The sequence below is a fragment of the Bartonella sp. JB63 genome, assembly GCF_002022665.1.
GTDB lineage: Bacteria > Pseudomonadota > Alphaproteobacteria > Rhizobiales > Rhizobiaceae > Bartonella.
This window is the reverse complement of sequence record NZ_CP019788.1, coordinates 778,270-792,513: the sequence shown is the minus strand read 5'-3', so window position 1 is coordinate 792,513 and position 14,244 is coordinate 778,270. Positions and strand designations below refer to the sequence as shown.

8 protein-coding genes, 1 tRNA gene and 3 pseudogenes are annotated in these 14,244 nt (G+C 34.3%); 10 read left to right on the top strand and 2 right to left on the bottom strand.

The annotated features are described in order from the left end of the window. The first annotated feature begins 454 nt into the window (after positions 1-454). The 7 genes and pseudogenes from rpiA to gltX all read left to right on the top strand — a co-directional run bounded on the left by rpiA (position 455) and on the right by gltX (position 7,994). Complete coding sequence (gene rpiA, locus BJB63x_RS03445) at positions 455-1,159, top strand: ribose-5-phosphate isomerase RpiA (protein WP_078719014.1); 705 nt, start codon at positions 455-457, stop codon at positions 1,157-1,159. Positions 1,160-1,226: 67 nt separating this feature from the next. Further along, positions 1,227-1,784: a DUF2059 domain-containing protein gene (locus BJB63x_RS03440; protein WP_078719013.1), complete on the top strand. Its 558-nt coding sequence runs from the start codon at positions 1,227-1,229 to the stop codon at positions 1,782-1,784. Positions 1,785-1,979: 195 nt separating this feature from the next. After that, positions 1,980-3,362 (top strand): glutathione-disulfide reductase, encoded by a 1,383-nt coding sequence (gor, locus tag BJB63x_RS03435; protein WP_078719012.1) that lies wholly within the window; start codon positions 1,980-1,982, stop codon positions 3,360-3,362. 115 nt (positions 3,363-3,477) lie between these two features. Continuing rightward, positions 3,478-3,972 (top strand): annotated as a pseudogene (locus tag BJB63x_RS06795) (3-deoxy-7-phosphoheptulonate synthase). A gap of 102 nt (positions 3,973-4,074) precedes the next feature. Next, positions 4,075-4,818 (top strand): annotated as a pseudogene (locus BJB63x_RS06790) (3-deoxy-7-phosphoheptulonate synthase); the annotation flags it as partial. 99 nt (positions 4,819-4,917) lie between these two features. Continuing rightward, the gene (locus BJB63x_RS03425) at positions 4,918-6,594 is read left to right on the top strand and encodes an NAD+ synthase (protein ID WP_078719011.1); all 1,677 of its coding nucleotides are present in this window, start codon (positions 4,918-4,920) and stop codon (positions 6,592-6,594) included. A gap of 11 nt (positions 6,595-6,605) precedes the next feature. Beyond that, positions 6,606-7,994, top strand: a complete 1,389-nt coding sequence (gene gltX, locus BJB63x_RS03420; protein ID WP_078719010.1) for a glutamate--tRNA ligase — start codon at positions 6,606-6,608, stop codon at positions 7,992-7,994. Positions 7,995-8,044: 50 nt separating this feature from the next. Here the strand turns inward: gltX and BJB63x_RS03415 are convergent, their stop codons facing one another. Further along, positions 8,045-9,442: a DEAD/DEAH box helicase gene (locus BJB63x_RS03415; RefSeq protein ID WP_078719009.1), complete on the bottom strand. Its 1,398-nt coding sequence runs from the start codon at positions 9,440-9,442 to the stop codon at positions 8,045-8,047. A 150-nt stretch (positions 9,443-9,592) separates the two neighbouring features. Further along, positions 9,593-10,366, bottom strand: a complete 774-nt coding sequence (locus BJB63x_RS03410; protein WP_078719008.1) for an NAD kinase — start codon at positions 10,364-10,366, stop codon at positions 9,593-9,595. 252 nt (positions 10,367-10,618) lie between these two features. Between BJB63x_RS03410 and BJB63x_RS03405 the strand changes: the two genes are divergently transcribed. From BJB63x_RS03405 to BJB63x_RS03395, 3 genes and pseudogenes are all read left to right on the top strand, one after another. After that, positions 10,619-10,695, top strand: a tRNA-Arg gene (locus BJB63x_RS03405). Positions 10,696-10,762: 67 nt separating this feature from the next. Beyond that, a pseudogene (locus tag BJB63x_RS03400) lies at positions 10,763-12,265 on the top strand (histidine ammonia-lyase). Positions 12,266-12,643: 378 nt separating this feature from the next. Beyond that, positions 12,644-14,014 (top strand): amino acid permease, encoded by a 1,371-nt coding sequence (locus BJB63x_RS03395; RefSeq protein WP_078719007.1) that lies wholly within the window; start codon positions 12,644-12,646, stop codon positions 14,012-14,014. The last annotated feature ends 230 nt before the right edge of the window (positions 14,015-14,244 follow it).

The following is a 14,244-nucleotide window of genomic DNA, read 5'->3' as shown; positions in this document are numbered from 1 at the left end:
ATAAAGCTAACATAGGAAACGATAATTTATACATTCCCTTTATTAATACATCATACCCCTCTCTTTCCTTGAAAATAGAGTATTCAACAACATGAGGAAGATAACTATCATTTTACTATGTCATTTCACTAATTTATAAATTAATCAGAAAGAATCAATAGTTAACAACATTTTTTTATAGATATTTTTTGCTATCTATCTAATTTAGAATTTTATAAAAAAATTTATTTTCAAATACTTACATTATTATAAATAATAGATTTTTTATTAAAAAACAAATTTGAATATAAAAAAATATACAATAGTTAATTACTGTATTTTATGTGAATATTGTTTTATAGTAATTATTATTTTAGCTAAAAGGTGATGAATAAGTTTATAGTTGATTGAAGCAATAAATCATTTTTTATAATTCATAATGAATATTGCTGATTGAGACAAAGGAAAGTAATTTATGGATATCCAAAAATTAAAAAAAATAGCTGCCGCTAAAGCTCTTGAGTTTGTAAAAGATGATATGCGTCTTGGTATAGGTACCGGCTCTACAGTAAATGAATTTATTCGTCTTCTTGGTAAGCGTATTGCAGATGGCTTAACGATAACTGGTGTTGCTACTTCGTATTATTCTGAGTGGTTATGTCGTCAGTTTGGAGTGCCTGTCACTAATTTAGAAAAAATATCTGAACTTGACCTTTCTATCGATGGAGCTGATGAAATTGGTCCTAAGATGACTTTGATCAAAGGAAGAGGTGGAGCGCTTTTGCATGAAAAAATTGTAGCATCTGCATCTCGTGAGATGCTAGTTATTGCTGATGAAACAAAGATGGTGAAAATACTTGGTGCTTCTGGGGTACCGATAGAAGTTAACCCATTTGGTATGAACACTACATGCAAAGCGATTGAAAAGGTAGTTAATGAGTTAGGACTTTCAGGAAAAATTAAGTTACGTATGAATGAAGATATCCCGTTTGAAACTGACGGTGGTCATTTTATTTTTGATGCTTTTTTAGGATCTATTGTAGATCCAAAGGTATTATCAGATGCGTTATTGAGGGTTCCTGGGGTTGTTGAGCATGGTCTTTTTTTAGGAGTCGCTTCTCGTGCAATTATAGCGATGGCAGATGGTACAATAAAAGTACTAGAATCAGGCGATAATTGAAGAATTATTAAAAAATTTAAATAAGATAATAGGTTTGAACTAAAATATTTATGGAGTCATCGTTATAATGAGAACAACATTTTTTTTTCAGAAGTTTATAAGATTGCTTAGTGCAATTGCTATTTTGATTATGAATATTGGAATAACTTATGCACAGGATGTGAGTGATAAACATTTAGTTTCAGCCAAAAAGATGATGAGCGCGATTCACGCAACTGATCAATTTGATAGTTTTTTGCCAATGGCAGTACGTGATCTTAAAGATAAATTGATAGGTGATGATCCAAACTTAGAAAAAGATATTTCTGAGCTTATTGATAAACAAGCGCTTGCTTTGGTTAAACGGCGGGCTGATTTAGAAAAGGAAATCGCTCATATATATGCAAAGCATTTTAGCCAGGAAGAACTTGATAAAATTGCAGCATTTTATAGTTCTGATGTCGGTAAAAAGTTTTTGACAGAAGTTCCAGGTATTGCACGCGAAGCTTATTCTGTATTTGATTCATGGTGTTCTAATGTAGTGCAAGATCTCATAAAAAATGTAGAACAAGAGATATCCCAAACACTTAATTTAAATAATTCTATTACTCCTACGATGCCTGCTTCTTCAAAATCTCCAACATAATTCATTGATTTCATAGGAATTATGAGCAGTTTTTATTTAAAAAGTAAAAGTTAAATTACTATTTTTAAAGAAAAAAGCACTTTGAAAATATTCTCTTTGTACAAAAATATCTTTGTATAACAAAGAGGAAACTTTTATTTGATGATAAGGAGCAATACCTGTACAGTGCAGATCTATGGGAAGGGATGGTTTGTAATGGTTTTTGATTTATTTGTTATTGGAGGTGGTTCAGGCGGGGTACGTGCTGCTCGTCTTGCTGGGCAACTTGGTAAGCGTGTAGCTATAGCAGAAGAACATCGTATAGGAGGCACTTGTGTTATTCGCGGTTGTGTTCCTAAAAAATTGTTTGTTTATGCATCGCAATATGCACGAGAATTTAAGGACAGTATTGGTTTTGGATGGAAATGTGTTGACCCAGTTTTTGATTGGGAAAAATTGATTGAAGCCAAAAATAAAGAAATATCAAGGTTAGAGGAGCTTTATTGTAGGGGATTAAAAAATAACAATGTTCAAATTTATAAGAGTCGCGCTATTTTTATTGATGATCATACATTAGAGCTTTCTGCGACAGGTGAGCGTGTAAAGGCAGAAAAGATTTTGATCGCAACAGGAGCAACGATTGCTCCAAATTCTGCGATAAAAGGCAGTGAGTTGTGTCTTACTTCTAATCAGATTTTTGATCTTGAGAAATTACCAAAGTCAATAGTTATTGTTGGTGGCGGTTATATTGGTCTTGAATTTGCTGGTATTTTTCACGCATTGGATGTGAAAACAACATTGATTCATCGTGGTGATTTAATCCTTCGTAATTTTGATGATGATTTACGGCGGTTATTAAGTGATGCGATGATTGAAAAGGGAATTTCTATTATCTATGGTGCTACAGTTGTTCAGGTTGAAGCTAAAGATAATAATTATAACGTTGTTTTATCAAATGGACAAATTATTAACACTGATCAAGTTATGTTGGCTACAGGACGTGTGCCAAATACAAAAGGCTTAGAACTTCAGAAGGTAGGTGTTAAACTGAATGAAGATGGTGCTATTATTGTTGATGAAAGAATGACAACAAATGTACCTCATATTTGGGCTGTTGGTGATGTAACAGGTCATGTTCAGTTAACACCTGTTGCTATCCATGAAGCAATGTGTTTTATTAAAACTGCTTTTGGGAATACTCCAACTGTACCAGATTATAATTTAATTGCGACAGCTGTTTTTTCGCAGCCAGAAATTGGAACTGTTGGTCTTTCAGAGGAATATGCCATCCGTTATTATAAACATGTTGAAATTTATCGTACACAATTTCGTTCTTTACGTAATACCCTTTCTGGTAATTCAGAAAAGATGTTTATGAAGCTGATTGTTGATGGTGAGAGCCGTATTGTTGTTGGTGCACATATTTTAGGAGAGGGTGCTGGTGAAATGGCACAAATTGTTGGAATAGCGCTAAAAGGGAAGCTAACGAAAGATATATTTGATGAAACTATGGCGATTCATCCGACAGCAGCAGAAGAGTTGGTAACGATGTATAAGCCAAGTTATATATATGAAAATGGAAGGAAACTAGAAAGTTAAATAGTGGGTGTTATAGAGAATTATGAAGCTTTGCATGCTGGAGCCTGATTATTAGCCTTTAGAGAAAATGCGATGACAAAAAAAATAGGCACCTGAATCTTAGAGAGAAAAACCAATTAAACAAGTTCCGACTTATCCAGATAAATCTGTATTAGCAGAAGTTGAAGAAGAGCTGCATAAATATCCTCCTTTGGTTTTCACTAATGAAGTGTGAAGTTTAAAGAACTAATTAGCATCGGTTGCAAAAGGTCAGGCTTTTTTTTATTGCAGGGGGGATTATGCAGAAAGTTTTGTCGGGCATAAAGTTGATCATATCCACGATTTTTTTCGTGTATTTTTGCAAATGGCAATCATTTTAACTTTTAGTAGTTTTAGGCCAATTGTTAAAATTGGTCGTATTGCTGGTCAATTTGCAAAATCACGCTCCTCTGATATGGAAAGAAAAGATGATGAAGAATTACCATCTTATAGAGGGATATCATTAATAGGATTGAATTTAGTAAAACTGCTCGTACTACTGATTCAAAACGGATGTCTATGGTTTATAGTTAGTTGGCGACGACACTTAATTTATTGCCTACTTTTTCACAGAGTGGGTACCTTAGTTTAGAAAATATCTATAAATCGATGTTAGATTTTATTTCTAATAATCCACAAGGTGAGCGTTATGAGCTATTAGCAAAGCGTACTCTGAAGCAATCGATTTTATGCATTTATAGGGGTTACAGCTAAAATGAGTTCCTCATTACCTGAAATATCTTTTTATACAAGTCACGAAGCGCTTTTATTGGATTATGAGGCTTTCACATGAATTGATTCAACCTCTAGCGGTTGGTATGGGACATTTGGCCATATGTTATGGATTGGTGATTGTATATGCTAAAACTTGATCATGCGCATGTAGACATATTGCTATGATATTAAAAATCCTATTGGATTAAAATGTGGTTCTTCTATTAATCCTGATGAGCTTTTGAAATTGATTGATATTCTCAATCCTGCAAATGAATCAGGCCGACTTATCCTCATTGTTCGTTTTGGTTATAATAGAGTTTAGGATTATCTTCCTAGATTAATTCGTGTGGTTAAACATGAGAATTGCAGTATTTTTTGGTCTTGTGATCCAATACATGGTAATACGATTACTACCAATGGCTGTGAAACACATCCTTTTGGTCATATTTTAAAAGAAGTTAAGAATTTTTTCTCAGTTTATCGGTATCAGGAGTATGGTACTTATCCAGGTGGTATTCATATTGAAATGACATGATGCAATGTAACTGAATACACAGGCGGTGCAAACGCTATTTCAGCAGAAGATCTTTCTGATGTCTATCATACTCATTGTGATCTAAGGTTAAATGTGCATCAATCACTTGAATTAGCTTTTCTTGTTACTGAACTTCTGAAAAATGGTCATGGTGCTGATTCGTTAACTGTTGGAGCAAAAGTTTAGATAACAATTTATTTGTTTCCAATTTTTATGGAATTAAATGCTTGTGATAAAAATGTTTTGATGATTGAAACTAATTTATGGTAACACTAAATTGATACAATGACACAAAAACTTATAAAAGATGATTTGCGGATTGTAATTGCCCAATTAAATCCTATTATTGGTGATATAGAGGGAAATTTAACTTTTGCAGAAATGGCATATAAAAAAGCTTACGAACAGAGTGCTGATCTTGTTTTGTTAACTGAGCTTTTCATAAGTGCTTATCCCCCTGAAGACCTTGTTCTTAAATCTGCTTTTACAAAAGCATGTGAAGATGCCGTCAAAAAATTAGCACCGCTAACGAAAGAGGGGCCAGGAATTATTATTGGTGTCCCGTTAAAACGTGATAACAGCATTTATAATGGTATTATGCTTCTTGATGATGGGCAGTTGATTGCGGAACGTTTTAAGTATGATTTACCTAATTATTGTGAATTTGATGAAAAGCGCTTATTTTCTTCTGGTCCACGTCCTGAACCTATAGTTTATCGTGGGATAACGTTAGGGGTTGTGATTTGTGAAGATATTTGGAACGATCCTTCTATTTGTACTGAGCTTAGCCATAAAGGAGCTGAAATTATTCTTGTTCTTAATGGCTCTCCTTATCACCGTAATAAAACACAAAAGCGTTTAGACATTGTTCGCGCACAAGCTGTTCAATCATGTGTACCAATTATTTATGCTAATCAAGTTGGAGGCCAAGATGAATTAGTATTTGATGGAGGTTCTTTTGCGCTTGATGAACAAGGTCAGATAGCGTTTCAAATGAAGCATTTTGAAAGCCATATTGCTTTGAGTCATTGGCAACGAAAATCTGTTGGGTGGCAATGTATTTCCGGTCCAAATGAAGAACTTTTAGATGGATTGGCTGCTGATTATCATGCCTGTGTTTTGGGTTTAAAGGATTACGTAAATAAAAACCATTTTAAAGATGTTATTCTTGGCTTTTCAGGAGGGATTGATTCAGCACTTTGTGCTGCAATTGCGGTCGATGCCCTTGGAGCTGAAAGAGTTCGTGCTGTGATGATGCCTTATTATTATACATCTCAGGAATCATTGAAAGATGCTAAAGATTGTGCTCACCTTTTAGGTTGTCGTTATGATATAATACCTATTTTTAAACCTGTTGAGAGTTTTTTGAACATAATGGCTCCTATTTTTTCAGGGTTGCAAACTGATGTTACAGAGGAAAATCTTCAAAGTCGTATACGTGGAAGTGTTTTAATGGCTCTTTCAAATAAATTTGGTTCTATGGTAATAACAACAGGCAATAAATCTGAAATGGCAGTTGGGTATGCTACGCTTTATGGGGATATGAATGGTGGTTTTAATCCCATTAAAGATATTTATAAAATGCAGGTTTATAAATTAGCCGAGTGGCGTAATAAAAATTACTTGCAGAATTTATTGGGACCAAAAGGAATTATTATTCCATCTAATATTATAGAGAAAGAACCTTCTGCAGAACTTCGGGAAAATCAAAAAGATGAGGATTTTCTTCCTCCTTATCCTATTTTAGATGATATCTTGCAATCTCTTGTAGAAGATGACATGAGTGTTTGCGATATTGTTAAACGTGGACACTCACGGCAAATAGTTGAGAAAGTTGAACGTTTGCTTTATTTGGCTGAATATAAAAGAAGACAATCTGCACCTGGTGTAAAAATTAGTTATAAAAACTTCGGACGCGACCGTCGTTATCCTATTACTAATCATTTTCGCGATAAAAGTTGAGCATTATTTTGATGATAAAAGTTCGTTTTGCCCCATCTCCAACAGGTTATATTCATATAGGCAATACTCGTATTGCATTATTTAATTGGTTATACGCGAAGGCGTGTAATGGTAAATTTATTTTACGTTATGATGATACAGATATTGAGCGATGCAAACAAGAATACATTGACGCTCTTATGATTGATCTCGAATGGCTTAATATTCAACCGGATGAAGTTTATTATCAGTCTAAACGATTTGATCGATATGGCGAGGTTGCAGAAATTTTAAAGCAGCGTGGTCTTCTTTATCCCTGTTATGAAACAGCGGAAGAATTAGATCGGCGTCGCAAAATACAACTTTCACGTAAATTACCCCCTGTTTATAATCGTGATGCATTAAAATTGACATTAGAAAATAAAAAAGCCTTTGAAAATCAAGGTCGTAGACCTCATTGGCGTTTTCTTTTACCTAATTTTGAAAATAATCCGTTTCAAACTAAACGAACGGAAGTTCATTGGGATGATATCGTAAAAGGTAGGCAGACGATTGATTTAGCTTCTATGTCAGATCCTATCTTAATTCGAGAAGATGGGAGCTATCTTTACACTCTGCCTTCTGTAGTTGATGATATAGATATGGCTATTACACATATTATTCGTGGAGGAGATCACATTGCTAATACTGGTGCGCAGATCCCTATTTTCGAGGCTCTCAATGCAGTGCCTCCAATTTTTGGTCATATTAATTTATTAACGACGGCTTCAGGAGAAGGGCTTTCAAAACGGAATAATGATCTTTCCATTCGTTCTTTGCGTGAAGATGGTTTTGAATCTATGGCTGTTCAGTGTCTTGCAGTGTTAATTGGGACATCGCAAAATGTACAAGCATATCCTAATCAAGCTGCTCTTTTAAGGCATTTTGATCTCAAAGATACATCAAAATCAGCAGCAAAATTTGATGTTACTGATCTTCTTGTGCTGAACAGTCATTTTGTTCATGAATTAACTTATGAAGAAGTCAAAACACGACTTGAAAGATTTTCTATTTATGGAGAACAAGCAGAATATTTTTGGAATACGGTCAAGAACAACATTACTAAGGTAAGTGATGCAGTCCTATGGTGGAAAATTATTCATATTAATGAGAGCTTTGATATAACTTCGCCTGAAGATCGTGCTTACGTGCAACAGTCTGTTTATTCGTTACCTGAGGGGATATTGAATGATAAAAGCTGGAAAATTTGGACAACTGCATTGCAAGAAAAAACGGGTCGTAAAGGAAAAGCTTTGTTTATGCCGTTGCGTCAAGCTCTTACGGGGATGAAACATGGACCTGAAATGGGGAAATTTTTGCCACTTTTAGGGCGAGAAAGGATAATAGAGAGACTAAATACTGCAGGTATTAGAAAACTCTAAGCCCAGTAGAATGTTTAGCTACTGTTATTTCTCAGTAACCAAACTATAGTTTAAGTGTGTTTTTTTATAAGCATAAATGCTGGGATATAATTACCAAATCCGATTGGAAGAGGGTTATTTTTTTTATGACATTGATTTGATGTTCTCTCTTTATTATCTTGAGTTTCAACGTAAGCTAATTTCTCTTTTTTTAACATTTTTTTCATTTGAGCTTTATGCTCTTTTTGAGCAGTTTTCTGTTGTGATTTTGTCGGTTTTGTTTTTGAAATAGTATCTTTTGTTTCATCATGATCTATTAAAGTAGAGAGATCACCATTGAGCCATTCAATTTTTTCTTTGCTTATTTCTTCAATAGCATTGATATATTTTTCGTCAGCTTTTGTGACAATTGTAAAAGCTTTACCACTACGTTTTGCGCGCCCTGTGCGACCGATACGATGAATATAATCTTCTGCATGTGTGGGCACGTCATAGTTAAAAACATGGCTGACTGCTGGAATATCAAGTCCACGAGCAGCAACATCGGAAGCAACAAGAAGTGTAAGTTTATTGTCTTTAAAATTAGCTAATGTGTTTGCACGTGAATACTGATCCATATCACCATGTAGCGCGCCTACACTGAAGTTATGTTTAATAAGAGACCGGAAAAGTTCAGAAATATCTTTTTTTCGATTACAGAAAATGATAGCGTTTTTAAGTTCGTTACCTTCGTTGTGAATAAGTTTTCTTAAAATAGCTCTTTTATTCCATGGTTTACTTCCAGATTTAACAAGTCGTTGTGTGATTGTTTTAGCCGTTGAAGATGATTTTGTAATTTCAACATATACGGGAGAATGTAAAAATTTCTTTGTTAATTGTGTAATTTCTGATTCCATTGTTGCTGAGAAGAACAAAGTTTGACGTGTAAAAGGGGTCAATTTGCAAATGCGTTCAATGTTAGGGATAAAACCCATATCTAGCATACGATCAGCTTCATCAATAACTAGAATTTCAACACCTATCAGGAGTAATTTACCACGCTCAAAATGATCTAACAGACGTCCTGGTGTTGCTATCAAAATATCAGCACCTCGTTCAAGTTTGCGATCTTGGTGCTCAAAAGAAACTCCCCCAATTAACAATGTAACATTTAAATTATGATGAATACCATATTTATCAAAATTTTCTTTAACTTGGGCCGCAAGCTCTCGAGTTGGTTCTAGTATGAGTGTGCGGGGAATTCTTGCTCTTGCACGACCTTTTTCAAGTAAGGTAAGCATGGGGAAGACGAAGGAAGCTGTTTTACCAGTACCTGTCTGAGCAATTCCTAAAACATCTTTTTTTTGAAGAATATGAGGAATTGTCGCACTTTGAATAGGTGTTGGGCTCGTATATCCAGCTGATTTTATAGCTTTAATAACCTTTTTTGAAAGGCCTAAATTATCGAAACTGTCCAAAGGTAGTATCATTCTTTCTTTTTGCTGATTACTCTGCAATTTTAATCTGACTGTTTAGGATATTGCCAAGTCAACATTTCATCCTTTTTAAAATGGGTTAAGGTGCATTTAAAAAAAAGTCAACTGTAACCAATATATATCCGCAGAAAGAATGATAAAAAATTAATAACGAAATTGTTCTGATAAGATGCGTTCATCCCATGAATGATCTGGATCAAAAAGGATAGAGGCTGTTATTTCTGTTGCTGGTGAAATGATAACTGAATAAACAGATTTTACTTCAACGTTATCAGCGGCTGCATTGACAGGGCGTTTATCATATTCAAGCATATCAAAGCACACTGTGGCTGTATTTGGAAGTAAGGCTCCATGCCAACCTCGAGGGCGAAAAGGGCTAACAGGAGTAAGGATCATAAGAGGTGCCATAAGAGGTAGAATAGGTCCCTGTGCTGATAGGTTATATGCGGTAGAACCTGCTGGTGTAGCGACAAGAATACCATCGCAGATTAATTCTTCCATGCGGACTTGATTATCAATGCTAATACGAATTTTAGCAGCCTGATATGATTGACGAAATAATGATACTTCATTGATTGCAAGTGCTTCGATATGTCCTTGGGGTTGTGCATTTGCTATCATGCGTAAAGGATGGATTTCTTTTTTATGTGCGGCAGCAATACGGGTTGGTAGTTTTTTTTCATGAAACTCATTCATCAGAAACCCTATTGAACCTCGATTCATACCATAAATAGGTTTTCCAGTATTCATTACATTTCGTACTGTTTGCAACATTGTTCCGTCACCACCAAGTGCAACGATGACCTCTGCTTCTTCAAGAGAAAAGTGACCATAAGTGGAAGTTAATTTATTGGTAGCTTTGATAGCTTCTTCAGTTTCGGCAGAAATGAAATGAAAACGGCTTGGTAGTGTAGTCATTAAAAATTGTCCTGATATTCACGACTTATTTTTTTAGAATTTGAAAACTTTATATAACGATTGTTTTAGTAAAAGGAAGAATTTTATATGAAAATTAATTTATTAAAACAAAAGCTCATTTATGCAAAATAGCATTAAAAAATAATATAATTCTATCAAGGATAGGTATTTATTATTTTTTGAAAGGATTAATTCATTATTGAAGCTGAGAGTATGATCGGTTAAAAGAGCATAATTAATCTTCATTTTTAAGCACCCGTAGCTCAGCTGGATAGAGCACTGCCCTCCGAAGGCAGAGGTCACAGATTCGAATTCTGTCGGGTGCGCCAAATTTTTCCACTCTATTTTATACTTCTATAAAAATATAAAAACTACTTTAAATTAAGAAAGAAGATTATGACTATTACATTAATCCAGCTAATAGTCACCTTGAATGAGCTTAAATTTATTTATTGGGATGGTAAAATGAGCAAGCTTCATCATGATACACATCTAACTATAAAAAAGGAGCATCTTGTATTGCTGAAATTGCTTCTGGCAGTGAACCAGTTTATGGAATTAATACTGGATTTGGCAAATTAGCTTCGATTAAAATTGATATAAATGATGTGACTATTTTACAAAGAAATCTTATTTTATCACATTGTTGTGGAGTAGGAGAGCCCTTACCTGAAAATGTTATACGACTAATGATGACTTTGAAGCTTATTTCGCTGGGACGAGGTGCTTCGGGTATTCGCTTGGATAGTACATTTGCTAGAGAAAATGCTTGCAAATTGATTTATTCTTGTCATTCCTGAAAAAGAATCAGTAGGTGTATCAGGTGATCTTGCTCCGCTTACTCATATGGCTGCTGTTATGATAGTAGAGGGGGAAGCGTTTTTTCAAAACATTCGTATGAGTGGGAAAGCTGCTTTAGAAAAAGCAGGATTATTCCATATTGTTTTAGAGGCAAAAGAAGGTTTAGCCCTGATTAATGATACTCAAACATCGACAGTGCTTGTTCTTGTAGGTCTTTTCCATAGTTATCGAGCATTGTGTGGTGGACTTCTTTCAGGTGCATTAACGATCGATACTGTGATAGGTTCAACAGCACCATTTCACCCTGATATTCATATTCTACGTAGCCATTATGGATAAATTATTGTGTCACAGGCATTAGAAAAGCTTATAGAAGGTTCAGAAATTCGGGAGGCACATTTGTGTGAAGATAATCGTGTCCAGGATCCTTATTGTATACGTTGTTAACCACAAGTTATGGGTGTATGTTTTGATATTCTGATGGCAGCAGCGAAAACATTAATTATTGAAGCAAATGCACTTACAAATAATTCGCTAATTTAAAGGAAGAGTGATATTGTATCAGGTGGAAATTTTCATGCTGAGCCTTTAGCATTTGCTGCTGATCAGATTACTCTTATGGTTGATCAAGTAATCTCTTATGAACTTCCAGCTTTTTTAGCTGCAAAATGCAGGGCTTAATTCTGGGTTTCATGATTGCTGAAGTGGCAGCAGCTGCTTTAATGTCTGAAAATAAACAAATGGTACGTCCTGCTTTGGTTGATTCAGCACCAACTCAACAAATCAAGAAGATCACGTTTCAATGGCTTTTTATGGCGCTCATCGCTTATTGGTAATGAGTGATTTTACTATTATTGGTATCGAAACACTTATTGCAGCACAAGGAATTGAATATCGCGCTCCTTTTAAAACGAGTCCCTTTTACAATCTGTTATGAATCACTTACGTGCACATATTAAAATTCTAGAGAAAGATCGCTATATAGCTCCAGATCTTGAGAAGGCACGTGCATTTGTAGGTGAAGGATACTTATTATCGATTTTACCAGAAGCAATTAATTTGAAGCTACGATCAGCCAGTTATGAAGAGAGAGGTTAAAGATTCGTTTTTTTATGATGCTTGCTCATTGGATTTTTTTTTGATAAATCGAGAAACTGCTTAGTTTAACTAATAGGGTTTGTGTGTATTATCATAACACAAAGACCCTGTTATCGGTATATTTCCTCAAAGTTGAAGGGGAAGGAAGAATGCAGTTTTTTTATTCTAAACGGTATATGTCACATTACCATACAAAATAAAATTATGTATCTTAGCCGCTATGAATTGTATTCTTTTATAAAAGTAAAGAAAATAAAAATTCAAATCCTTCAGATCTTTTAGAGTTTTTTTCACATTTCAATCGGCTTCGGTTCTTATTAATTTAATCTGCCAATTTCGTTTCTGTAAAGGCTGTGATGATATTGAAGAAGGGTAGAGATGAAAACAAATGAGCTTAAACGGGGTATAAATCAGCGTCAGATTATATTTTTAGCTCTTGGTTCTGCCATTGGGACAGGGCTTTTTTATGGATCTGCACAAGCGATTAATCTTGCTGGACCAAGTGTTTTAATTGCTTATTGTGTTGCGGGCTTAGCTATTTTTATAGTTATGCGTGCTTTAGGTGAGATGATTATTCATAATCCACTGCCTGGTTCTTTTGCTCGTTATGCTACAAATTATATATCGCCATTAGCTGGTTTTTTAACAGGGTGGACATATGTTTTTGAGGTAGTGCTTGTTGGTTTAGCTGATATTACAGCTTTTGCAACTTATATGAGTTTTTGGTATCCTGATGTTGCTTCTTGGATATGGACATTGACTATTACCCTCATCATTACCGGTATTAACCTAGCAGCAGCGAAAGTATATGGTGAGCTAGAATTTTGGCTTTCTTCCGTAAAAATTGTCGCTATTATCACTATGATTATTTTAGGCATAGCAATTATTTTTTTTGATTGGAATACAAATACATTCTCTACTATTGGGATTTATAATTTATGGCAAAATGGTGGAGTATTTCCAAATGGTTTGTTTGGTTTTTTAGCTTGCTTTAGTGTTGTTGTTTTTGCTTTTGGTGGTGTAGAGATTATTGGAATGGCAGCAATGGAAGCACGGGATCCGGATAAAACAATTTCAAAGGCAATTAATTCTATTCCAATTCGAATTTTGCTCTTTTATGTTATAACTTTAGCAGTTTTAATGTCTCTTTATCCTTGGAATGAAATTCGCCTTATTAGTAGCCCTTTTGTTACAATTTTTGAAAGATTTGGTATTTCTTCAGCAGCTCATATTTTAAATATTGTTGTTATTACAGCTGTGGTTTCTGCGATTAATAGTGAAATGTATGGTGCGGTTCGCATGATATATGGTTTATCACAGGAAGGTTATGCATTGAAGAAATTCCAATATTTATCAAAAAACGGTATACCAATTTTTGTTATTTTATTAATATTTGCCATATTTATTTTTGGTGTTATTCTTAATTATTATTATCACAATCATCTTTTTTTTCTCATTGCTGCAATGGCGACATTTGCTACAGTTTTTGTTTGGATGATGATTTTGCTTTCGCAAATTTTTATGCGACTTAAAATGTCTACAGAAGAACACTGTAATTTAAAATTCCCAATACCATTTTGGCCAATAGGATCAATTTTTGCTACTGTATTTATGATTTTTATTTTTGTTTTGTTATGGTTTTTTGATAATACAAGGCCAGTGTTGATTATAGGTGTTATTTGGCTTTCTTCGCTTGTTATTTGTTTTTATGCGCTTAAATTTTATAATTTCAAGAGAAGGAATATGTAAAATTAAGAGCAGCGCAATTTGTATAATGATTTATAGCTGAAAAGAGATACTTTGGAATATAAAAGAAATCATTGCATAATATGTTTTTTAAGATAGTGCTGCTTGTGTTAGGCCTATGTTGAATTTGTAAAAGAATTATTCCTAAAAGATCAATTCACAAAGATTAAAGAGTTTATAAAAACGGAGAAACACTAAGAAAAAGATATTGTTTCAGATACATTTTAGAAGAA

Excerpts from the sequence above, each read along its gene's own strand:
- BJB63x_RS03440 (WP_078719013.1), top strand. The coding sequence starts at position 1,227 with ATGAGAACAACATTTTTTTTTCAGAAGTTTATAAGATTGCTTAGTGCA.
- BJB63x_RS03410 (WP_078719008.1), bottom strand. The coding sequence starts at position 10,366 with ATGACTACACTACCAAGCCGTTTTCATTTCATTTCTGCCGAAACTGAA.
- BJB63x_RS03395 (WP_078719007.1), top strand. The coding sequence starts at position 12,644 with ATGAAAACAAATGAGCTTAAACGGGGTATAAATCAGCGTCAGATTATA.
- rpiA (WP_078719014.1), top strand. The coding sequence starts at position 455 with ATGGATATCCAAAAATTAAAAAAAATAGCTGCCGCTAAAGCTCTTGAG.
- gltX (WP_078719010.1), top strand. The coding sequence starts at position 6,606 with ATGATAAAAGTTCGTTTTGCCCCATCTCCAACAGGTTATATTCATATA.
- BJB63x_RS03425 (WP_078719011.1), top strand. The coding sequence starts at position 4,918 with ATGACACAAAAACTTATAAAAGATGATTTGCGGATTGTAATTGCCCAA.
- gor (WP_078719012.1), top strand. The coding sequence starts at position 1,980 with ATGGTTTTTGATTTATTTGTTATTGGAGGTGGTTCAGGCGGGGTACGT.
- BJB63x_RS03415 (WP_078719009.1), bottom strand. The coding sequence starts at position 9,442 with ATGATACTACCTTTGGACAGTTTCGATAATTTAGGCCTTTCAAAAAAG.